The organism is Saccharothrix violaceirubra (assembly GCF_014203755.1).
Classification (GTDB): Bacteria; Actinomycetota; Actinomycetes; order Mycobacteriales; family Pseudonocardiaceae; genus Actinosynnema; species Actinosynnema violaceirubrum.
The window spans coordinates 4,026,514-4,048,766 of record NZ_JACHJS010000001.1 but is presented as its reverse complement, the minus strand read 5'-3'; the positions used below and the strand labels follow the sequence as shown (position 1 = coordinate 4,048,766).

The following is a 22,253-nucleotide window of genomic DNA, read 5'->3' as shown; positions in this document are numbered from 1 at the left end:
GTGACCCGTCCCGCCGCCTGGCTGCCCGACCCGCTCGACGACACCCTCGTGCGCTACTGGGACGGCCAGGGGTGGACGTTCTACACGGCCGTGCGAGAACAACCCGCCCGCCCACAACCGGCGGCACAGCCGGTCGCACCCCCGCAGCCGGCGCCGCGTGCCGACATCGCCCGCGCCGTGGACGAGGCGAGGGGCACGCTGATCGGCGCGATGAAGGAGATCGGCCTGCTCGCCGAGTACCTGCGGCCCGAGGAACGGGTGGTCGCCCTGGCCGCCGCACAAGGCGAAGGACGCGGCGTGCTCACATGCACGAACCAACGTCTGCTGTTCGTGTTCGTCGGCATGCTGCGCCGTCAGGTCCTCGAAGTCGGGTGGAACCAGGCGGACTCCGTCGGCTACGACCCGCGCACCGGGATCTTCGCCGTGTACCGGGGAAAGGTGACCCGACGGTCCGTTCCCGTGTTCGCGGTGACCGTGCCGAACCGGGCCGACGTGGAACGCCTCTACGCCGCCGCCCGCGCGTCGTCGGCCGTACCGAGGCTGGAGTTCGGCTGAACGGGTGACGGTGCTCGTGGGTGGGACGCCTGCGTGGGAATCATGACGCGGTGGACGAGGTCCGGTACGACGTGGCGTTGTCCTACGCGAGCGCGGACCGCGCGGTCGCCGAGGAGATCGCCGGGCGCCTGACCGCGCTCGGCCACCGCGTCTTCTACGACCAGGCACGCCAGGCCGAGCTGTGGGGCACGGAGTTGCCCGTCGTGCTGGAGCGGATCTACGGGCGGGAGTCGCGCTACTGCGTCGTCCTGGTCTCCCGGCACTACGTCGAGAGCGTGTGGGCGCGGGAGGAGTTCCGGTCCGCGCTCGCGGGCGCCCTGTTCGGTCCCGACCGCGCGGATTCCGTGCTGCCCCTGCGGCTGGACGACACCGCGCTGCCCGGACTCCGGCCCACCGTCGCCTACCTCGACCACCGCCGACTCGGCACGGACGCGGTCGTGCGGCTGTTGCTGGAGAAGCTCGGCACGTCCGTCGAAGCCGCCGCACACCGCTTTCCCCGACGACGGGTGCTCGGTTACGGGCTTGGGCTGGTCGCGGCGGCGGGCGGGGTCTACGCGGCGGGTCGGTGGTCGTCGACCGGTCCCGGGACGCAGCGGTGGCACCGGCATTTCACCTCGGCGTGCAATCCGCTGGTCGACAGCGGCAACGTGTACCTGGCGCTCGACGACGGCAGCGTGGTCGCCTTGAACGCCGCCGACGGCGCGCAGCGGTGGCGGGCCGACATGAAAGGCGAAATGGTCCTGCGGTGTTCCGTGGTCGAAGGGCTGGTGCTCGTGGCCGTGACCGCCGGGCAGGACCGGGGCCGGCTCACCGCGCTCGACGCCGACGGCGAGGTGCGGTGGACGCTGGACACCGAGGGCTGGCCGTGGACGCAGTGCCCGGCCCGCGACGGCCGGGTCTACCTGGGCACGGCCTCGGGGTGGCTCTACGCGGTCGACCGGCTCACCGGGAAGCCGGGCCACGCCGCCCGGCTCACCGCGCAGGTCGACGAGATCGCGGTCGCCCTCGACGCGGTCTACGTCGCCACGCTGACCGACGGCGTGCTCGTGCTGGCCGAGAGCGGCGAGGCACGGTGGTCGCGGCCGGCCCCGACCGCCGTCCCGGGCCTCGCCGTCGACGACGACCGCCTGCACTACACGGTCGGCGGCGACCCGCGCGCGGGCAAGGGCGGCCAGGTGCGCACGGTCGGCGCGCGCGACGGCGAACCGCTGTGGACGCACGACTTCGACACCCTGATCCAGGTGGGGCCGACGGTCGCCCGGGGCCGGCTGCTCGTGCCCGACCTGCGCGGCACGCTGCACTGCCTGGAGGCGTCGACCGGGAAGGTGCTGTGGCAGCAGGACGTGGACGCCGACTTGACCAACCGGGTCACCGTCGACGGCGACGTGCTCTACGTCGGCACCCGCCGCGGACTGGCCGTGCTGGGCCTGGACACCGGAGAGATCCGCTGGAGCCGCGACATCGTCACCACGCCGCCGAACGACCGGTACAGCGCCGCGCGTCCGGTGTTGGACGACGATTCCGTCTACCTCGGCTACGGCGACGCGACCACCAGCAGTGGCGACGGCGACGTGTACGCGTTCAGTCGGTGAACAGGTCCGGCCGGCTCTGCACCAGCACGACCACCCCGACCGCCTCGGTCGCCGGCCACAGGTCGACCCGGTAGACCCGGGCGGGCAGGTGGGAGACCCGGGCGCGGTAGCGGCCGGGCGCGAGCGGGACCAGGCGCATGGCGTGTTCGTCGTCCGAGGGGCCGAAGACGGAGAGCACGCCGGTCGGCAGGGACAGGTCCGCCTCGACCACGTGGCCGGCCTCGGGCAGGAGGTCACCGGGTGGCGTGCGTCCGACGTGGAGCACCACCTCGACCGTCTCGGCGACCTCGGGCCGGTCCGTGGCGATCGCCAACTGGTGGGGCTGGACACCCAGCCGGTGCACGAGGACCGCCTCCTCCGTCCACCCCGCCGGTTCGTCGTCGTCGCCCTCGTCGGTGTCCAACCACGCGTGGTGGGGGCGCAGGTCGGCGATCATGAACTGGGAGAAGTCGGCGAAGACCTCGAACCGGTGCACATCGGTCACCCGCCGACCGTAGCGCGTGCGGGCGTCGACGGTCCTACGCGGGCCGGCCACCAGAACCACCGGTCCAGGTCCAGGGCCAACGCGGTCACCAGGACCGTGCGCACCACGAACGTGTCGATCAGCACCCCCACGGCCACGGTCAGTCCCAGGTGGACCATGAACACCAGCGGCAGGGTCACCAGCACGGCGAACGTCCCGGCCAGCACCAGCCCCGCCGAGGAGATCACCCCGCCGGTCGCGGCGAGCCCGGTCAACACGCCCGCACGGGTGCCGGACCGGCACGCCTCCTCGTGCACCCGGGTCATCAGGAAGATGTTGTAGTCGATCCCCAACGCCACCAGGAACACGAACACGTACAGCGGGTAGGGCACCACGGTCGCCTCGAACACCGTGGCGGCCAGGCCCAGCGCGGCCAGGAACGACAGCACCACGCTGGCCACCAGCAGCGTGGCCGCGACCAGGGCCCTGAGCAGCAGTACCAGGATCAGGAACACCACGAGCGTCACCAGCGGGATCACCACGTCGCGGTCCCGCACGTCCCGGTCCCGGGTGTCCACGCGGGTCGCGGTCTCGCCGCCGACCTTGGCGTCCGTGCCGCGCAACGCCTCCCGTGCCGCCCGGACGACGGTCTGCGCCTCGGCGCTGTCCGGCGCGGCCCGGAGGAACGCCTCGACGTAGGCCAGGTTCCCGCGCACCTCGGAGTCCGAAGTGGACTCGATGCCCGGCACCCCGGACAGGCGTGCGCGGACCTCGTCGGCGTGCCCGGCGGGCACCACGATCAGCAACGGGGACGCGGCGCTCGCCGGGAAGTGCCGGTCCAGCACCTCCTGCCCCACCACGAAATCCGGCCGGCCGGTGAACAGGTCGGCGTCCGGCGGGACGGCCGTGCGCAACGACGTGACCCCGGCGGCCATCGCGACCAACCCGAGCACCGCCACCAGCCAGACCCGTCGGGGATGCCGGGCGACCCGCGTGCCCACCCGGTCCCACCACCCCGGCTCCCGCTGTTCCGGGCGGTGCGGCCAGAACACGCGATCGCCGGCCAGGAGCAGCAGCGCGGGCAGGAGCGTGAGCATCGACAGCAACGCCACCGAGATGCCGATCGCCGCGATCGGACCGAGCCCGGCCGTGGACGTCGTGTCCGCGAACGACAGGCACAGCATGCTCGCCACGACCGTCGCCGCGCTCGCCGCCACGGCCGGTGCGGTGCGCCGCACGGCGTGGACCATCGCCGTGCGCCTCTCCGGGTGCCCACGGCATTCCTCGCGATACCGGGCGACGAGCAGCAGCGCGTAGTCCGTTCCGGCCCCGAACACCAGCACCATCAGGATCGCCACGCCCTGGGCCGTGACGATCAGGTCGGTCGACGACGCGATCACGTGCACCAGGCCCCGCGACACGACCAACGCCACCCCGGCCGCGACCACCGGCAGCACCCACAGCACCGGACTGCGATAGGTGCCCAGCAGGACCGCGATCACCACGACCAACGCCGCGACGAGCAGCGTGGTGTCGATGCCCGCGAACGCGTCCGTCTGCGCCGCGAGCACCGCGCCCGGACCGGTCACGTGCACCGCGAGCCCGTCGGGCCGGTCCGCCGCGATGTCGCGGATCGCGCGCACCTCGGCGGGCAGCCCGGCCACGTCGTCGCCGCCGGCCGGGACGACCACGTGCACCGCCTCGGGCCGCGTCTCCCGGTCGGGAACGGGCCGGGCCTCGGCGTCGGCGAGCGCGCGGAACCCGGCCGCGTGCCGACCGATCGCGGCGAGATCGACGTCGGTCAACCCGCCGTCCCGGTGGTACACCACGGCGACCGCGAGATCCGCGCCGGACCGGAACTCCTCGACGAGCCTGATCACGGCGGTGGACTCGGCGTCGGCGGGCAGCCACGCGGTGCGATCGTTGCGCTCCACCTCGTCGATCCGCCCGGCGAGCGACCACAGTGGAGCCAGCAGCGCGAGCCAGCACAGGAGCGCCAGCCAGCTCCCGAGGCGAGGAGCCGGCACCGTCGTCCGCAGTGGAGTCACGGCTCCCACACCGACCGCCTCCCTGCGTAGCCGAACACGCGAAGTTCTTTCTTGACAGCAACCGGACCGGGTGGAGATCACCGGCAATCACCTGGTCGACCACATGGCCGCAGTGAAGAACCCCCGTGCGGAGCAGTGGGTTGGGCCGGCCGCTCGGTCCGGTCACCGGCCGTTGGACCGCATGTGTGACGCGGAAGCACACGAAATCGCGATACGCGTGCCCTCCCCAACACCGTGACGGGCACCTAGAATGGGAGGCACCGACCCGGTTGGTGCCGGTAGTCCCCGTGCTCGCGAATTCCCTGCCGTGCAACGGAGTCCGGTCCGCGCTCCGTCCTGGCGGACATGAGGGGACACGTGATCGTGGTCTTGGCGGCCGTGCTCGTCGGGTGCGGTGCCACGGCGCCGCCGCTGCCCGACGGGCTCGTGCTCCGCGCGCAGCAACTGGTCGGCATGCCCTCGCCTGACCCCGGGCGGCTGCCGGAATTCAGCCTTTACGGCGACGGGACGGTGCTCAGGCCGGGGCCGGATCGGGGTGCGCTGCACACCCTGGAGGCCGTGAAGGCGACGGCCGCGCAGACCCGGGAGTTCTACGACCGGGCGCACGGCGTAGGGCTCGACGCCGACCAGGAGATCCTCAACCCGGACGTGGTCGACGGCTATTCGCAGGTGTTCGTGCTGGTGTCGGGCGGACACCGGTACGTCACGGAGGCGGACAACCCCGACGAGTCGTCCGACCTCGTGGCATTCCACGAGACTTTGCACGTCGAAGGTCGCGCGGAGCCCTATCGGCCGCAGCGGATCGCGGCCGTCGCATGGGGTTCGGCGCCCGCCGAAGGCGCCCGGCCGTGGCCGTGGGGGACGTTCGACGAGGGCGGTTGCCTGATCCTGGACGCGGATCAGGCGACCGCCGTCGCGACTTCCGTGCCGGCCCACACGCCGTGGCTGGTCGGTGGGCGGGAGGTGCTGGTGGTCTTCCGCCCGTTGCTGCCGGACGAGTCCACCTGTGCCGACCTCGACTACGGTCGTTGACCCGCCTGCCCGACCGTCGGGGACCGGTCGGGCGACTACCGGGCCTTGTCCTGGAGCTTGCGCGCGGCGGCGAGCCGGTCCACCAGCTTGCCGGTCGGCTCGCCGGGGTGGGCGGCCTGCCAGCGTTCGAGCAGCGTGATCTCGGCGGCGTAGTCCTTGCGGCGGCGCAGGATCACGGCCGCGCGCTCGGTGTAGGCCGGTGCGGGCGCGCTGCCCTCGGTCCGGGCCAGGCCCTCGGCCGCGTCGACCAGTTCGAGCAGCAGGGACAGCGCCTCGTCGTCCTGCTTGGCCGTGCGCAGCTCGTCGAGCTTGGCGATCCACTCGGTGTGGAAACGGCCCCGCACGTGCCCGGGGGCGAGCGTCGACTCGGACTCCTGGACCGGCACCGCCTGCCCGGTCGTCGCTTCGTCGGCCACCGGCGGCTCGACCGGCGCCTGGTCGTCGACCACCGCGGGGGTCGGCTCGGCGACGTCGACCGGTGCCCGGTCGGCGGCGTCCGGTTCGGCGGGAGCCTCGACGTCGGTCGACGCCGCGACTATGCCCAGTTCCTCGTGCAGCCGTCGGGTGGCCTCGTCGACGGTCAGCACGGCGATCGACAGGACGCGGGCCTGACGCACCACTGCGCCGGTGCCCTCGGTGTCGGCCGCGATCACGAAGCGCACGCTCGCGGTGACGCGCTTGGCGATCGCGCCGCCGTTGTCGGTGACCAGCCTGGCCAGTGCCTCGACCTCGGGCGTGCCGCCGTCGACACCGACCCGCCACCCCTTCAGCCGGGTCGTGGTCGCGGCCGGAGCCGCCTCCGCGGTGGAATCGGCGACGGCCGGTTCCGGGTCGGTGGCCGGATCATCGGACGTGGTCGAGGACTCCGCGTCGGTCACGGGGTCGGCCTCGGCGTCCGGCGTGGTCGACCCGGAGGCGGCCGGTTCGGCAGTGGCTTCGGCCGCGGGCTCGACAGCGGGGGATTCGACCGCGGGGGATTCGACTGCCGTGTGTTCGACCGGGGTGGCCTCGACCGGGGTGGCCTCGACCGGAGCGGGCTCGACGGGAGCCGGCGCCTCGGTGTCGGTCGGCGTGGTCGTGGCCCGCGACGTCGTGTCGTCGGCGGGCGTCGGCTCGGAGCCGGTCCGGGATTCCGCCGTCGGCGCGGCGGCGGCCGACGGTGCCGGGGTCTCGGCGACCTCGGGCGTCGGCTCGGCGGACGCTTCCGGGGTCGGGTCGGCCGGGGACGCCGCGGTGGCCTCGGATCCGGTGGCCGGTCGTGCGTCCGGCGTGGGTTCGCTGCCCGCGGTCGGCTCGGCGCCCGGCGCCGCTTCCGGCGAGGGTTCCGGAACCGACGGGGGTTCCGACACCGCCGTCACCCCGGCGGTGTGTCCCGCGTCCTTGCGCCGAGGCCGGAACAGCCTCTTCAACCACTCCACGACGTGCCTCCCGTGTCGATGTCCGACCGTGCGCGATCATTCCATGTCACGTCCCGTGTCCGTCCACGCATCGGGATCGCCGCCGCCCGGTCCGCCCACCGGTAGGACGTCCTACCGGTCGCGTTCCGCGGTGGCCGGCTCTCCCGAAGCCTGTCAACTGGGCGAAGGCCCTGTCCTCAGTGGACCGAAGGGGTCTGGAGGCCAGTGACAGGACGGCGGTCGTGAGTGCCTTTCCCGGCCACCGCCGCTCCAAGACCATGCACACAGCGGAAACAGCCGCACGACGGTAGGGAGCGAAGCGGAGACATGGGCAAGTACGATCACCTTTTCGTCGAGAACATGCTGGAGTGCGGGGACGACCTGGTCAACGAGGGCGCCGCCGCAGGTGGCGAACGTCCCGCGAACATCGGGTTTCCGTGGGGCCTCATGCGCGGCATCGACGTCAGCGCGTCCACCGTCCACATGGCCTACAGCTGGATCAACCCGACGTCGGAGAAGGTGCACTGGGTCAACGACCACGAGCACACCTACGACGAAGTCCTGATGTGGATGGGCAACAACCCGGACGACCCGCACGACCTCGGCGCCGAGCTGTACCTGGACATCGAGGACGAGCGGCACGTGGTCACGACCACGGGCGCCGTGTTCATCCCGGCCGGCCTGCGGCACTGCCCGCTCGGCTTCAACAGCGTGACCCGGCCGTTCTCGTTCATCGCGTTGTCGCTGAGCCCGGCCTACTCGTCCGACGAGAACGTGCCCCGGCACGACTGACCAGGGGAGAGCGGGAGGGGGCCGGGCGCTGAACCGCTCCCCGGAAGTTGGACTGGGAATCCAGTTCCGACTGTCCGGGGAGCGGTTCGTTGCATCCACGCAGTTCGTTGTCAGAGGAGCAGCGGGAGTCCGCTGTCGTGTTGTTCGAGGCCGGGTGGGGCAGGGACGCTGTCGCGACCCGGCTGGGTGTGCCCGCGACAGCGGTGCGACGCTTGCATGATCGTTGGAGGCTGCGGGGCGCGGGAGCGTTGATGGCCAAACAGGGCAGGCGGTCGTTCACGTTCGAGTTCAAGCTGGAGGTCGTGCGCCGGTTCGTCGACGGTGGGGCGTCCGCGCTGGAGCTGGCGCGTGAGCATGACCTGGCCTCGCCGAAACAGGTCGAGACCTGGGCCAGGTTGTACCGGCGTGACGGCGAGGACGCGCTGCGGCCCAAGCCGAAAGGCCGGCCTGCCAAGCCCGCCGGCACCACCGGGCTCAGCGAGCTGGAACGGTTGCGGCAGGAGAACCTGGAGCTGTCCGCGAAGGTGGCGTACCTGGAAAAACTGCGGGCCTTGAAGGAGCAGGGGCGAGACTGAAGACCCAGGTCGTCGCCACCCTCAAGGCTCAGTATCCGCTCGCGGCGCTGCTCAAGGCCGCGGGCCTTGCCCGCTCGACGTTCTTCTACCAGCAGGCCCGCCTGGCCCGGCCCGACCCGCACGCCGAACTCAAGACCGCGATCACCGAGGAGTTCGAGGCCGCCCATGGCCGTTACGGGCATCGGCGGGTTCACCTGGTGCCGAGCCGCAAGGGCCGGCGGGTGGCCAGGAAGACGGTGCTGAAGCTGATGAACACCCTCGGCCTGGTCTGCAAGGTCCGCAGGCCACGCCGCCACCGGTCCTGGCAGGGGCAGACCGGCACCACCGCCGGGAACCTGCTCAACCGCGAGTTCGGCGCCTCGTCTCCGGACACGAAATGGGTCACCGACGTCACCGAGTTCCGCGTTGGTGACCGCAAGATCTATCTGTCGCCGGTGATCGACCTGTTCGACCGGTCCGTGATCGCCTACAGCTGCGGCCTGTCCCCGTCGCTGGAGCTGACGAACTCCTCACTGCGCGCCGCGATCGCCACCCTGCCCGCCGCGGCCAGACCACTGGTGCACTCCGACCAGGGCTTCCACTACCAGCACGTCACCTGGCGCAGGCTACTGGCCGATGCCGGTCTGACCCAGTCGATGTCCCGGCGGGGCAACTGCCTGGACAACGCGGTCGCCGAGAACTTCTTCGGACATCTGAAGGAAGAACTGTTCCACCACACCACGTTCGACACCGTCGAGGAGTTCACCGCGGCACTGCACGAGTACATCGACTGGTACAACACCACCCGCATCTCCACCACGCTCAAGGGCCTGAGCCCGGTCCAATACCGAGCCCAGGCCCTCGCGGCCTAACCTTCAGTTAGCCAGTCCAACTTTCGGGGACCAGTTCACACACGACCGGCCCTCTCGATCGTTTCAGCCCGGAAAAGTTCCAGCGGAGAAATCGAGAACGCACGCACCCGGCCGGGTGCGTGCGTTCTCGGCTCGGCAGGACTCAGACCGGACCCCGGCCCGCGCCCGTCGCGTGCACCGCCGCCGTGATCTCGGCCAGGTCGTCCGGGCCCAGCGCGAGGGTCCGGGCCGGCAGCCACCCGTCGACCTGCTCCGGCGACCGCGCGCCCACGATCGCCGTCGAGACGCCCGGCCGCGACGTCGTCCACGCGATCGCCACCGCGCCCACCGTGACCCCGTGCCGGTCCGCGATCGGCCGCAGCGCGTCCTGGAGGGCCAGGTTGCGCTCCAGGGCGGGGGAGCGGAACTCGGCGTTGCGCGACCGCCAGTCGTCCGCCGGCAACTCGCGGGACGCCGTGAACGCCCCGGACAGCAACCCGGCGGCCATCGGGCTGTAGACGAGCACGCCGACGCCCCGCCGCGCGCACCACGGGATCACGTCGCCCGCCGCCTCGCGCTTGATCAACGACAGCGGCGGCTGGAGCGTCTCCACCGGTCCGACGGCCTCGCACCGCTCCAGCAGCCCGACGTCCATGTTGGACACCCCGACGTGCCGCACCTTGCCCGCGTCGACCAGGTCCAGCAGCGTGCCCCACGACTCCTCGATCGGCGGACCGGTCGGGTCGGGGTCGTGGATCTGGTAGAGGTCGATGTGCTCCACGCCCAACCGGCGCAGCGACGCGTCGCACTCCCGGCGGATCGACTCTGGTGTGAGGTTGTTGCTCTCCACGCCGTCGGCGTCCCACACCAGGCCGCACTTGGTGAACACCAGCGGCCGGTCGGCGGCGGGCAGGGCGGCCAGCGCCCGGCCGACCACGGTCTCGGCGTGGCCGAACCCGTAGACGGGCGCGGTGTCGACCCAGTTCACGCCGCCGGCCACGGCCCGGTGCAGGGCGGCGACCGACGCGTCGTCGTCGATCGCGCCCCAGCCCATCACGCCCGGACCGCCGGTGGCCCAGCTCCCGAAACCGACCGCGCTGACCGCGAGCCCCGTCCGACCCAGCACCGACATCAGGACCCCCCGAGGTAGGGACGCGTGGCGTCCGACGGCACGACCGGCAGCACGATCCGCGACAGGTGCGGAGCCGAGTGGTGCACGGTCTGCAACGACCCGGCCGACCCCGCCGCGGGGTTGCGGTCGAAGTGCGGGAAGTTCCCGCCGGAGATCTCCACCCGGATGCGGTGACCGGGCTGGAACACGTTCGACGTGGCGCCCGCGTCGATCCGGTACTCGGCGACCTCGCCCGGTTCGCGGTGGCCGGTGCGCAGCACGCCGTCGGTGAGGTTGCGCGCGTAGCCGCACGGCCCCACGTCGACCAGCTTCGCGGTCCAGTCCGCGCTCAGTGCCGTGGACGAACCGTGCAGGACCACCGAGACCGGACCGGTGACGTCCACCGGCCGGTCCAGCGGTTCGCTGGTGTACACGAGCACGTCCGACCGCTCCTCGACCGAGCGCTGGTCGTACACGCCCGCGCCGAGGTGCACCGGGTTGCAGCACAGCGCGCCGCCCTTGGTGGGCACGGGGTCGTGCGGGCTGTAGCGGAAGCCGTCCGGCGGCTGGTCGCCCGGCGTCTCGCGGGACAGCAGGCCGTCGCCGTGCAGCGTGTTGGCCCGGCCGCCGCTGTGCAGGTACCAGTCCTGGTACTCGGTGCCGGGCAACGGCCACGAGTCGGCCTCGCGCCACTCGTCCGAGCCCATCGCGTACAGCAGCACGGCCGGGTCCGTGTGGTCGGCACCGCGCAGCCACCGGTCGAACCAGCGCAGCTGCAACCCCTCGGCGTCCAGCGCGCCGGCCGTGGCGCGTCCGCCGAAGTTCCACTCGCCGACCGGGTTGCCCCGGAACAGGCCCTCGTGCGGCCACGGCCCGACCAGCAGCCGCTGCCGGTCCCGCACGTCGACCGGTCCGCGCGCCCGCATGCCCGCGAAGTTCTCCAGCGTGCCGACCAGGAACGTGTCGTACCAGCCGCCGAGGTTGAACGCGGCCACGTCGATGGTCGAGTGGGCGCGCGACACGTCCAGCCGTTCCCAGAACGCGTCGTACGTCGGGTGCCGCAGCCACTCCCGGTAGTAGGGCGCGACCTGGTCCAGGTAGGGGTGGTCGGACAGCGGGAGCACGCGCGAGGTCTCGGGCAGCCGGTCGAGCGCGTCGGTCAGCGCCTCGCGGGTCTCCTGCGGCACGGAGGGGTCACGCGCGGCGTTGTGCGCGGCCAGCGACAGCGTCCAGCCGAGGCTGAACCCGAGCTGGAAGGCGCCGCCCCGGTAGACCCACCCGTGGTGGTAGTTCGAGGCCGTGACGTTGGGCGCGATGGCCTTCAGCGCCTCGTGCCCGGACATCGCGGCCTGCCACTGGGTCACGCCGTCGTACGAGCCGCCGAACATGCCCACGTTGCCGTCGCACCACGAGCGGGAGGCGACCCAGTCGATCGTGTCGTAGCCGTCCTCGCGTTCGTGCACGAACGGCGTGAACACGCCTTCGGACGCGCCGCGCCCGCGGGTGTCCTGCATGACCACGGCGTACCCGGCGGACGCCGCGCGCAGCGCGAACGTGCCGTACATGCCCAGGCCGGTCCGGTCGTAGGGGGTCCGGAAGATCAGGGTCGGGCAGCGCCGCGCCACGGGTCGGTACACGTCGGCGTAGAGCACGGCGCCGTCGCGCATCGGGATCGGGACCATCCGGTCGACGGTCAGGGATTCAGTCACGGTCGGCCACCCAGGAGTCGAGGACGTTGCGGGTCAGGCGGGACAAGCCGTTGTCGTAGCCGTTCGCGGACAGGCCGCTGCTGAACGAGATCGAGCCGGTGGCGTACACCGAGCCGCCGCCGCGCGTGCGGAAGTACACGATGTCCGAGCGCACGTCCGGGTGTTCGGTCGCGCCCTTGCCCGGGTTGGTGCCGGTGACCTCCTCGACGGCGAACTGGTAGTCGTCGCCCAGTCCCTCGGAGGTGGCGAGCACGAGCGCGTCCGGCGGGCTGCCCAGCGCCGGGTCGTAGCGGTCGATCTCGTTGCCGGCCGCACCGCCGCCGTGGTCGAGCGACTGGTTCCCGAACACCTCGGGCACGTCGTCGAGCACGGGGTCGTGGTCGGGGCCGATCCGGTAGTACCCGGACGGTCCGCCGCCCTGCGCGGAGAAGCCGACGCCGAACACCTTCTGCGGCGCGCGGTTGCGCCCGGCCCACAGGCCGCCGCGTTCGCCGGTGGTGGCGTGGTGGTACTCGCCGGGCTTGGCCTGCCAGCTGCGGGTGCCCAGTTCGCCCCGGCGCAGCTCCATCACGTGCGGCAGCTCGGGGTGGAAGGAGACGACCCAGTAGTAGCCGTTGCCGCCGAGGTAGGCGAGGTTGCCGCCACCGTCCACATAGGACTCCAGGGCATCGATCATCTGTTCCGACGCGTACTCCGGGTGCGAACCGGTGAGCACGCCCTTGTAGCGGCGCAGCAGGTCGACGCCCTCGGCGTGCAGGTCGTGGTCGGTGATGACGTCGAACGAGTACCCCAGCTCGGTGAGCCAGTCCAGGATGTACAGGTCGGCTTCGAGCATGAACGGCGACAGGTGCACGCGGAATCCCGGTGCCAGCGTGAGGATCGGTCGCCGCCACGAGGTGTAGCAGACGCCGCTGCCGTCGGTGTGCCGCGCGTACGCCGAGTGGCCCAGGTCGTAGCGCTGCTCCAGGAAGACCGTGCCGTCCGGGACGACCGGGACGTAGCCCAGGCCGCGCTCGTTGGAGTAGGCGAGGTAGGTCGCGGTCGGCAGCAGCAGCGCCAGGTCGCCGGTCGCGGTGCCGGCGGGCGGGCGGACCACGAACGGCACGGCCCGGTCGCACGAGCCGTCGGTGGCCGTGACCTGGAGCGCGTACACCCCGGCGGGCACGTCGGGCACGGTGAACTCGTGGCTGGGCGTCCAGTCCGCGTCGGTCACCGCGTCGTCGTGGAAGTGGATCGCGGCGTACCCGCGCGGGTCGACGGCGTAGTGCTCGACCCGGCCGGTGAAGTGCCGGCCGGTCACGCCGCGCACCGGCAGGTTCACCAGGCGTCCGTCCAGGCCGGGGCGGCCCACGCACGGCACGACGAGGCCGGCGGCCGTGGCACCGGGTTCGAAGTCCCAGCGCAGCGGCGCGTCGTGGTCGTCGGACACCACGGCGATCAGCGCGGCCCGCGACAGCGGGTGCGGCCAGAGACCGGGGCGTTCGATCTTGCCGTTGTAGTGCCCGGACTCCGGGGTGCGGGAGCCGAACAGCAGGTCGCCGTGGTCGGCCGGGGTGAACGCGGCGTCGACGCGCCGTTCGACCACGATCGGCGCGTCGCCGACGACGATCGGGCTGACCCGGCTGTTCGCGCTGGTCACGAGTGGTCGGGTGACCAGGGTGGCACGCCCGGTGGCCGGGTCGTAGCTCGCCGCGACGCCGTGCCAGCGGTGCGGGACGAGGGGTTCCTCGGTGTGCACGACCGTGCTCGCGGTGCCGTCGCCGAGCCGGAACTCCAGGCGTCCGGTCTCGTCGAGGCCGAGCGCGTAGCCCCGGTCGCCGTCGTTCCACCGGGCGATCACGGCCTGCTCGCGGCCGGTCACGGTCGGGTGGATGTAGGCGGCGATCGCGAACCCGCCCTCGCCGGTGGTCGCGCCGTGCGGGTCGCGGACCGCGACGTGCGCGCCGGGCACGGTGCGTTGCGCGTGGCCCCGGTGCGTGCCCGTCCAGAGGTCCGGGACGGTCTCGACCCGCACGCCCGGACCGTTCGGGTCGTCGTTGACGTGCCGCAGCCGCAGCAGCCCGGTGGTGTACTCGGCCACGCCCTCGGCGCTGACCATGAACGTGATCGTCTCACCCGGCGACGCGCTGACCCGGTCCGCGTACCCCAGCAGGACCGGGTCCTCGTGCCGCAGCTCCGGACCGTCCACCGCGTGCGCCGGCGGCTCGCCCCAGCCGAACACGTCGAAGAGCTGGCGGCGCAGGCACGCCTCCCGGGCCTCGTCGGCGTCGGTGAACACCCGGCTGTCGGCGAGCCGGTAGGTCTCGCCCCGGTGGGCCGGCGGGCGGGCCAGCCGCCAGGTCCCGCCCGACTCGTGCACGCACACCCGCTCGACGGCCGGCCGCGCGTCCAGGAACCTCGCCAGCCACGAGATCGGCTCCCGGTGCGTGGCACCGGGGTCGCGCAACCAGGTGTCCACCAGGTCGTCGGACAGGAGCGGGCGAAGCTGCTCGGCACGGCGTTCGGCGAACCGGGCCCGGATAGCCACGACTGAGGAGTCCATGGTCAGACGCTATGTCGCGGGTCCGGACCCGGACAGCTCGTCAGGTCGGTGTGCGTGTCACTGAACGGAGGTTGTCGGCGAGCCCGGCGCGGCGCCGGAACTCGCCGGGACTCATCCCGCACTCCCGCTTGAAGAACCGGCCGAAGTACGACGGGTTGTCGAACGACAGCCGTTCCGACACCTGCGCCACGGTCAGGTCGGTGTGCGTCAGCAGCCGCTTGGCCTCCACGGTCAGCGCCGCCCGGATGATCTCCGCCGGGCGCTTGCCGGTCGTCCGCTTCACCACGTCCGCCAGGTGCTTGGGCGTCACGCCGATGCGGTCGGCGTACCCGCGCACGGTCTGCTCGTTGGGCAGCTCCTCGCTGACCAGCCGCAGGTACCGGCGGGCCAACGCGGTGCCCCGGTCCTCGTCCTCGTCCGCGCCGCCGACCACGCCCCGGTGCAGCCGGCGCATCTCGACCAGCAGGATGTGCAGGTACGCCCGCAGCACCGACACGTCGGCACCGCCCGGCCGCCGGTATTCCCGCTCCAGCGCGGTGATCAGCCCGGTGATGGGCTCGACCTGGCCGCCGGAGAGCGGCAGCGCGTGGCCCGTGCCCAACGGGTCCAGCGACAGCGACCGCCGGGGCGACACCCGGTCGTACTGCGGCACCAGGAACTCCTCGACGAAGACCATCACGTGGCCTTCCAGCGGCGAGCGGCGTTCCCAGAACTGCACCTGGCCGGGTGCGATGAAGTACAGCGTCACCGGCCGCACCTGGTACGGCACGAAGTCGATCACGTGCGTGCCCGAGCCGCCGGTCACGCACACCAGCTCGTAGAAGTCGTGCCGGTGCGGGAACGGCGCGTCCGACCACGGGGACAGGTCGGCGAACGAGCCGATGGCGAACCCGGGGGGTCCGTCGGCGATCAGCGGGTCGTCGAAGCGGTGTACCGGGAGCGGGACGGTCTGCAACGGCGCCTCCGATGTCACTCGTGCGAGCCCGCGGCCGGGACGATGCCCGGGTTCGCGGCCAACAGGGTGCGGGTGTACTCGTGTTCGGGCGCGGCGGCGATCCGGTCGGGCGTGCCCACCTCGATCAACCGGCCGTCCTTCATCACGCCCACCCGGTCGGCCACCGACAGGATCAGGCTCAGGTTGTGCGTGATGAACAGGAAGCCCAGCCCGTGCTCGCGGCGCAGGTCCAGCAGCAGGTTCATCACCTGGCCCTGCACCGACACGTCCAGCGCCGAGGTCGGCTCGTCCGCGACGATCAGCTTCGGCCGGGGCGCCAACGCCCGCGCGATCGCGACGCGCTGCCGCTGGCCGCCGGAGATCTGCGACGGCAGCCGGTCGGCGATCGTCTTCGGCAGGCCGACCTCGTCGAGCAGTTGCTCCACCCGCCGGCGCAGGTCCGCGCCGCGCAGGTCGGTCAGTTCGCGCAGCGGTTCGGCCACGATGCGGCCGATGGTGTGCCGGGGGTCCAGGGAACTCTGCGGGTCCTGGAACACCAGTTGCACGGCCCGGCGGAACGCGCGCGCGTCGCCTTCGAGCCCGCGGGCGGTGTGCCGCTGTCCCGCTGCGACGATCGTGCCCTCGGTGGGGTCGTCGAGCGCGGCCACGAGCTGACCCAGCGTGGTCTTCCCGCTACCGGATTCGCCCACCAGGCCGAAGAACTCGCCCGGCCGGATGTCCAGGCTCACCCCGTCGACGGCGTTCATGCGCGCACGGCGACGGAACGGTGACCCGCCCTTGCCCCGCGTGAGGAACGTGCGGCGGACGTCCTTGATCTCCAACAGGGTCTCGGCTGCCCGAGCGTGTGTTTCGGGCTGTCCGAGTGCGTACTTCGGCGTGTCGGAGTGGAGGACTCGCGGGTCGGGCAGGGCGACCGGGCCCGAACCCGGGCTCCAGCACGCGGCCTCGACCCCGTTGTCCAGCGCGATGAGCGGCGGTTCCTCGGTGTGGCAACGGTCCGAGGACTCGGCGCAGCGCGGCGCGAAGCGGCAGCCGGGGAGCACCTCGGTCGCGGCGGGCACCGAGCCGGGGATCGACGGCAGACCGCCGGTCCGGCGCACACCGACCTGCGGAACGCATTCGACCAGTGCCCGTGTGTAGCGGTGCCGGGGCGAGGCCAGGATCTCCGCGGCCGGTCCCACCTCGACCAGGCGGCCCGCGTACATCACCGCGATGCGGTCGGCGATCTCCGCCGCCACACCCATGTCGTGGGTGATGAACACGCACGCCATGCGGTGTTCGCGTTGCACATCGCGGAACAACCGCAGGATCTCGGCCTGCGTCGTCACGTCCAACGCCGTGGTCGGCTCGTCCGCCAGCAGCAGGTCCGGGCCCGCCATCAGGGCCATCGCGATCATCACGCGCTGCTGCATCCCGCCGGACATCTGGTGCGGGTACAGGTCCGCGACCCGCTCGGGATCGGTGAAGCCGACCTCCCGCAACAGGTCCAGCGCCCGCGCCTGGGCGCGCTTGTCGCGGCGACCGGACGCGTAAGCCTCGACGAGTTGGACGCCGACGCGCTGCGCCGGGTTGAGGGAGTCCATGGCCTCCTGGAACACCATGCCGATCCGGTGTCCCCGGTACGTGCGCATCACGTTCGGGTTCAACCCCGTCAGGTCCACGTCGTCCAACCGGACCTCACCGGTGGTCCGCACCGGCGTGACGAATTCCAGCAACCGGATGACCGACAGGGCCGTCACGGTCTTTCCGCTGCCCGACTCGCCCACCACGCACAGCGTCTGTCCCGAATCGAGACCGAGCGTGAGTTCGTGGACGAGTTCCGTGTCCGTCCCGTCGCCCGGGACCCCCACGGACAGCCTGTCGATCTCCAATAGCGACATGGGTGTCATCCCTCCCGCCGACCGCAACGGCCGGGATTCGGTGATTCTGTACCGCGAACACCCCGTCGTACAAGGGTTGCCGGGCAGTCTGCGGGTCGGAGGGCCTGTCTGTCCACAGTGGCGGCAGAGGTTTGTCGATCTCGCGTCAGTGACAGAAAAGCCGACATCGGCGTCTGTGCGACCTCTCGGGGGCGGACTACGTTCGGCGGCCACCGACCTGCGGAAACCAGGCGTCGAGGAGCCGTAATGCAGTCACGTCGTTTCACCGGGATAGCCGCTTTCGTCGCGGCCGGGCTGGTACTCACCGCCTGTGCCACGCCGGCCACCAAGTCCGCTGACGAGGCGGGTCCACCCGTGCGCGGCGGCAACCTGACAGTCAGGCTCGCCCAGGACCCCGGTTCGCTGGACACGGTCCGCAACACCAACGCCGGTACGACCTACGTCGGACACGAGGTGTTCGAGCAGCTCGTCACGATCGACGCCGGCTACCAGCCCCAGCCCGTGCTGGCGGAATCGTACAAGAAGAGCGACGACGGCCTGGGCTTCACGTTCACCCTGCGCAAGGGCATCGTGTTCTCCGACGGCACGCCGTTGCGCGCGGCGGACGCGGCGGCGTCCCTGCGCTACTGGGTGGAGAACGGCAGTTACGCGGGGTCGCTCAAGCCCGTGCTCAAGGAGATCTCCGCACCCGACGAGCAGACCGTCCAGGTCGACCTCACCGCGCCGTTCAACCTCGTCGCGCTCGTCGCGACCAGCCACGGCACGGGCATCCGGAAGGAAGCGGACATCAAGGCCGCCGGGCCCACCGGCATCGGCCGCGACAACGCGATCGGCACCGGGCCGTACAAGGTCAAGTCGTGGACGCCCGGCCAGGAGATCGTGCTGGAGCGCAACGACAAGTACCAGGCGCCGCCCGGGAAGTCGAGCGGCTACGCGGGTGCCAAGAACGCGTACCTGGACACGATCACATACAAGATCGTCGCTGATTCCGACGCCGTGCTCAACGGCCTCCAGACCGGCCTGTTCGACGTCGCCGAGCCGTCGCACGACCAGTACGACCAGGTCAAGCGCGACAGCACGCTCAAGATCGGCGTCGAGGGCGCGGCGAACATCCAGTACGTCGCGCTCAACCACAACGCCGGGTCGATCTTCAGCAAGCCCGAGGCGCGCGAGGCGATGAACCTGATCGTGGACAAGAAGGCGGTCATGGCGTCGCAGGGCGTGCCCGACCTGGTGTCCGCGAGCAACGGCGCGTTCGCCGCGCAGAGCAACAAGGCGATGTACTCCGACGCCGCGAAGAGCCAGTGGGACCAGAGCGACCCGCAGCGCGCCAAGGAGCTGTTCGCCGCGGCCGGCCTGAAGCCGGACCAGACCGTGCGCATGATCACCACGGACGAGTTCCCGCAGTTCAAGGACGCGTTGGTGATCATCCAGGACGCGCTGAAGAAGATCGGTGTCAACGCCACCATCGACAGCTACGACTTCGCGACGCTGATGGGTCGCAAGAACACCCAGCCCGACAGCTGGGACGTGCTGGCGCTGATGGACGACGCCAACCCGCCGGTCCCGTCCTACAGCGACAACGTGCAGGGCCTGGACAACATGGGCTACCCGCGCGACAAGCTCGCGCCGTTGCTCACCAAGTACAACGCCGCGCGCACGCCCGAGGAGCAGAAGGCCGCGATCGACGACATCCAGAAGTTCACCGCGGCGAACCTGCCCACGATCACGTTGTACAGCGCCAAGTCCTATGTGGCCTTCAGCGCGAAGGTGCGCGGCTATGACGGTTGGGGCATGGAGTTCGCCGACGTGTGGCTGGCGAGGTAGACCGGCATGGCGGTGGTCGTCCTGCGCCGGTTGCGCGATCTGGTGGTCGTGCTGTTCGTCGTCGGTACCGTGCTGTTCTTCCTGTTGCGGTCGATCCCGGGCGACCCCGCCCAGGTCCTGCTGGGCACCAAGGCCGATCCGGCGCAGCTCGACAGGCTGCGCCGGGACCTCGGTCTCACCGGACCGCTGCACGAGCAGTACCTGACCTGGCTGGGCAACGTGCTGACCGGCGACTTCGGCACGTCGATCAAGTACCAGCTGCCGGTGCCGCAGATGATCCTCGACCACCTGGCGCCCACCCTGACCCTCGCCGTGCTCGGCATCGTGATCAGCTTCCTGCTCACGGTCCTGATCGTCACGTGGGCCACGGTGTCGCCGGGCAACCGGGTGGCCCGGTTCGTCGGCCGGGCCGCCCAGTTCGGGCTCGCGCTGCCCGAGTTCTGGTTGGCGCTGCTGGCGATCTACCTGTTCGCGCTCACCCTCGGCTGGTTCCCGACGAGCGGGTACACCCCGTTCTTCGAGGACCCGCCGACGGCGATCGCGCAACTGGCGCTGCCGCTGGCGGTGCTGGTGATCGGGCAGACCGCGTTCCTCACGATCACCATGGAGGAGAGCGTCCTGGGCGAGCTGTCCCGGTCGTACCTGCGCACCGCGCGGGCCAAGGGCGTGCACGAGCGGCGGATCATGGTGCGGCACGTGCTGCCCAACTCGATGCTGCCCGTGCTCACCACGGCCGGGCTCAACTTCGCCTCGCTGATCGGCGGCGTCGTGGTGATCGAGAGCATCTTCGTCATCCCGGGTCTGGGCACGATGCTGCTCGGCGCCGTGTACGCCCGGGACTTCCCACTCATCCAGGGCGGGGTCATGTTCGTGGCGTTCCTGTTCGTGCTGGTGAACCTGCTGGTCGACCTGGCGTACGCGCTGGTCGACCCGAAGGTGCGGGTGTCATGACCGGACGTCGGAACCGGAAGCTGCTGGTCGTCGGCGGGCTGCTCGGCCTGATCACGCTGCTGGTGCTCGTGCTGCCGCTGCTGCTGCCGGACCCGGACGCGCCCGACCCGGTGAACCGGTTGCTGTCGCCGTCGTTCGAGCACCCGATGGGCACGGACAAGTACGGCCGCGACCTGTTCGCCCGGTGGGCGTCGGCCGGTCGGGTGTCGATCGGGATGACGTTGCTGATCACGGTGTGCGCGGCGACGCTGGGCACGTTCATCGGGCTGGTCGCGGGCTACTTCACCCGGGCGGGCACGGTGATCATGCGGGTCGTGGACGCGTGGATGGCGTTCCCGTCGATCATCCTGGCGATCGTGTTCGCGGTCGTGGTCGGACCGGGCATGCTCAGCGAGCTGCTGGCCGTGACGATCATCTTCACCCCGTACACGGCCCGGGTGATCCGGAGTCGGGTGCTGGGCCTGACCACGCGTGCCTACGTCAAGGCGGCACGCGTGGCGGGCATGGGACCGTGGAAGACGTTGGCCGTGCACGTCCTGCCGAACACGTTGCCGCTCGCGGTGGTGCAGTGCGTGCTGCTTTCGGCGGGCGCGATGCTCATCGACGGCTCGCTGAGTTTTTTGGGCCTGGGCATCTCACCGCCGACGGCCACGTGGGGCAACATGGTCTCGGACGGCCGGACGTACCTGCACGACCACCCGACCATGGTGCTGTTCCCCGGCCTGACCATCGCGCTGTTCGTGTTCCTGCTCAACCTCGCGGGATCGGGCCTGCGCACACTGGTCGACCCGCGCGCACGCCAACTGGCCGACCGCCGGGCCTGACAGCGACGAACCACCGCGAAAGCCGTGGTCGGCGAGGCCGGAACCCCTGAGTGCCCCTCCCCGTGCGGTTGCCTCCGGCACATCGCACGGGGAGGGGCACCTGCCTCCTCGGCGGCGGCCCTGGACGCGCGTTCCACGGTGTCCGACCGTGCGACTCGCGCCATCCGGACGAAACCACCTCGGCGCGCACCGACGCTCCGCTACGGTCCGGTCTGGTGGACGACGTGAAGCGGCCGTGGCATCGCCGCCGCCGATTAGTGGCCCCGCTGCTTCTCCTGTGCCTGTACGGACTGGTCTTCGTCCTCGGCGGCCTGGACGATCCCGGCAAGGACCGGTCGGAGCCGGAAGCGGTCGCGAAGGTCGACGCCTGCGACCGGCAGTGGCAGTTCCTCGGCCTGGTCACCGACTGCCGGGCGACGATCGACGGGCGGACCCACCGGTTCCGTCACGGGATCGGCCCCGACGACGTGGGCCACGAGCTGGAGATGACCCGGGTCGACGACTATCCCCTGGCCTATCGGCCGGCACGGGAGCACACCGGCGTGCCCGACTGGCTGTTCGCGTTCCTGACCCTGTCGTTCGTGGTGGGGATCGTGCTGTCGGCCGTGCGGCTGGCCGTGGTCACCTACGAGCTGCGACCGCCCCGCGTCGTGAGCTTGGAGGGCAAAGCGCTGCGGCTGCGCCTGTTCGAGCGGATCGCGTGCGCACTCCTGGTGCCGGTCGCCTACAGCGCCTTCTTCGTCAACGGCGTGCTGTCGGAGCACAAACGTCCCGCGGACGTGCGTCCGCCCGAGGCGACGGACCAGGCCCGCGCGACCCGGTGCGAACCGGACTGGTGGTACCTGGGTGCCGTGGAGTCGTGCCAGGTGATGATCCTGTCGACCCGCGAGATCGTCGAGCTGCACCACTCCCAGTTCACCTCGGCCGACGTGGGCGGGCCGCCGAAGTCGGTGGCACAGGTCCGCATCCGCCGTCCGGCCAAGGAGTGGCAGGTCACCCCGCTGCCGATCCGGCCCGGCTGGGCCGAGGCGTTCGTCGCGTCCGGGATCATCGCGGCGGTCGTGCTCTTGTGCACCTGGATCGGACTGCGTCTGACGCGCAAGGGCAAAGCCAAAGAGGCCGCCTAGTCCACTGTGGACATTGCTGGTCGGGGCAGGGGGCGCCACCCGG

18 protein-coding genes and 1 pseudogene are annotated in these 22,253 nt (G+C 71.5%); 11 read left to right on the top strand and 8 right to left on the bottom strand.

The window, feature by feature from the left end; all coding sequences use genetic code 11:
- Together F4559_RS18760 and F4559_RS18755 are read left to right on the top strand one after the other, a co-directional pair.
- A complete protein-coding gene (locus F4559_RS18760) occupies positions 1–555 on the top strand; it encodes a DUF2510 domain-containing protein (RefSeq protein ID WP_312865719.1) in 555 nt (184 codons plus the stop codon).
- A gap of 50 nt (positions 556–605) precedes the next feature.
- Positions 606–2,147: a toll/interleukin-1 receptor domain-containing protein gene (locus F4559_RS18755; protein WP_184670425.1), complete on the top strand. Its 1,542-nt coding sequence runs from the start codon at positions 606–608 to the stop codon at positions 2,145–2,147.
- Here the strand turns inward: F4559_RS18755 and F4559_RS18750 are convergent.
- Both F4559_RS18750 and F4559_RS18745 read right to left on the bottom strand, forming a co-directional pair.
- Positions 2,137–2,631, bottom strand: a complete 495-nt coding sequence (locus F4559_RS18750) for a hypothetical protein (RefSeq protein WP_184670423.1) — start codon at positions 2,629–2,631, stop codon at positions 2,137–2,139. The two genes, F4559_RS18755 and F4559_RS18750, sit on opposite strands and share 11 nt — an antisense overlap.
- Positions 2,628–4,637 carry an MMPL family transporter gene (locus tag F4559_RS18745; RefSeq protein WP_184670417.1) on the bottom strand — a complete coding sequence of 670 codons (2,010 nt, stop codon included), beginning with the start codon at positions 4,635–4,637 and terminating at the stop codon, positions 2,628–2,630. The genes F4559_RS18750 and F4559_RS18745 overlap by 4 nt, the downstream gene beginning before the upstream one ends.
- Before the next feature lie 366 nt (positions 4,638–5,003).
- Between F4559_RS18745 and F4559_RS18740 the strand changes: the two genes are divergently transcribed.
- On the top strand, positions 5,004–5,690 hold the full coding sequence (locus F4559_RS18740) for a hypothetical protein (RefSeq protein WP_184670415.1): 687 nt from the start codon (positions 5,004–5,006) through the stop codon (positions 5,688–5,690).
- 35 nt (positions 5,691–5,725) lie between these two features.
- On the opposite strand, the gene F4559_RS18735 is transcribed toward F4559_RS18740, so the two are convergent.
- On the bottom strand, positions 5,726–7,108 hold the full coding sequence (locus F4559_RS18735) for a hypothetical protein (protein ID WP_184670413.1): 1,383 nt from the start codon (positions 7,106–7,108) through the stop codon (positions 5,726–5,728).
- Positions 7,109–7,414: 306 nt separating this feature from the next.
- On the opposite strand from F4559_RS18735, the gene F4559_RS18730 reads away from it, so the two are divergent.
- From F4559_RS18730 to F4559_RS18720, 4 genes and pseudogenes are all read left to right on the top strand, one after another.
- A complete protein-coding gene (locus F4559_RS18730) occupies positions 7,415–7,879 on the top strand; it encodes a hypothetical protein (RefSeq protein ID WP_184670411.1) in 465 nt (154 codons plus the stop codon).
- A 47-nt stretch (positions 7,880–7,926) separates the two neighbouring features.
- A pseudogene (locus F4559_RS36905) lies at positions 7,927–8,109 on the top strand (helix-turn-helix domain-containing protein); the annotation flags it as partial.
- A 21-nt stretch (positions 8,110–8,130) separates the two neighbouring features.
- A complete protein-coding gene (locus F4559_RS35225; RefSeq protein WP_246445261.1) occupies positions 8,131–8,454 on the top strand; it encodes a helix-turn-helix domain-containing protein in 324 nt (107 codons plus the stop codon).
- Entirely contained in the window at positions 8,451–9,305 is an 855-nt protein-coding gene (locus F4559_RS18720; protein ID WP_312866001.1) for an IS3 family transposase, read from the top strand. The genes F4559_RS35225 and F4559_RS18720 overlap by 4 nt, the downstream gene beginning before the upstream one ends.
- A 142-nt stretch (positions 9,306–9,447) precedes the next feature.
- On the opposite strand, the gene F4559_RS18715 is transcribed toward F4559_RS18720, so the two are convergent.
- The 5 genes from F4559_RS18715 to F4559_RS18695 are packed head-to-tail and all read right to left on the bottom strand — an operon-like array spanning position 9,448 to position 17,481.
- The gene (locus F4559_RS18715) at positions 9,448–10,416 is read right to left on the bottom strand and encodes an aldo/keto reductase (protein WP_184670408.1); all 969 of its coding nucleotides are present in this window, start codon (positions 10,414–10,416) and stop codon (positions 9,448–9,450) included.
- The gene (locus F4559_RS18710) at positions 10,416–12,104 is read right to left on the bottom strand and encodes a CocE/NonD family hydrolase (protein WP_184670406.1); all 1,689 of its coding nucleotides are present in this window, start codon (positions 12,102–12,104) and stop codon (positions 10,416–10,418) included. The genes F4559_RS18715 and F4559_RS18710 overlap by 1 nt, the downstream gene beginning before the upstream one ends.
- Complete coding sequence (locus F4559_RS18705) at positions 12,097–14,646, bottom strand: N,N-dimethylformamidase beta subunit family domain-containing protein (RefSeq protein ID WP_184670404.1); 2,550 nt, start codon at positions 14,644–14,646, stop codon at positions 12,097–12,099. Before F4559_RS18705 ends, F4559_RS18710 begins: the two co-directional genes overlap by 8 nt.
- A gap of 40 nt (positions 14,647–14,686) precedes the next feature.
- Entirely contained in the window at positions 14,687–15,619 is a 933-nt protein-coding gene (locus F4559_RS18700) for an AraC family transcriptional regulator (RefSeq protein ID WP_184670402.1), read from the bottom strand.
- Positions 15,616–17,481 carry a dipeptide ABC transporter ATP-binding protein gene (locus F4559_RS18695; protein WP_184670401.1) on the bottom strand — a complete coding sequence of 622 codons (1,866 nt, stop codon included), beginning with the start codon at positions 17,479–17,481 and terminating at the stop codon, positions 15,616–15,618. The genes F4559_RS18700 and F4559_RS18695 overlap by 4 nt, the downstream gene beginning before the upstream one ends.
- Before the next feature lie 246 nt (positions 17,482–17,727).
- Here F4559_RS18695 and F4559_RS18690 point away from each other — a divergent pair, with 246 nt between their 5' ends.
- From F4559_RS18690 to F4559_RS18675, 4 genes are all read left to right on the top strand, one after another.
- Entirely contained in the window at positions 17,728–19,308 is a 1,581-nt protein-coding gene (locus F4559_RS18690; protein ID WP_184670400.1) for an ABC transporter substrate-binding protein, read from the top strand.
- Between the two features lie 6 nt (positions 19,309–19,314).
- Positions 19,315–20,259 (top strand): ABC transporter permease, encoded by a 945-nt coding sequence (locus tag F4559_RS18685; protein ID WP_184670399.1) that lies wholly within the window; start codon positions 19,315–19,317, stop codon positions 20,257–20,259.
- Positions 20,256–21,083 (top strand): ABC transporter permease, encoded by an 828-nt coding sequence (locus F4559_RS18680; RefSeq protein WP_184670398.1) that lies wholly within the window; start codon positions 20,256–20,258, stop codon positions 21,081–21,083. The genes F4559_RS18685 and F4559_RS18680 overlap by 4 nt, the downstream gene beginning before the upstream one ends.
- A gap of 215 nt (positions 21,084–21,298) precedes the next feature.
- Complete coding sequence (locus F4559_RS18675) at positions 21,299–22,210, top strand: hypothetical protein (RefSeq protein WP_184670397.1); 912 nt, start codon at positions 21,299–21,301, stop codon at positions 22,208–22,210.
- Positions 22,211–22,253 lie beyond the last annotated feature (43 nt).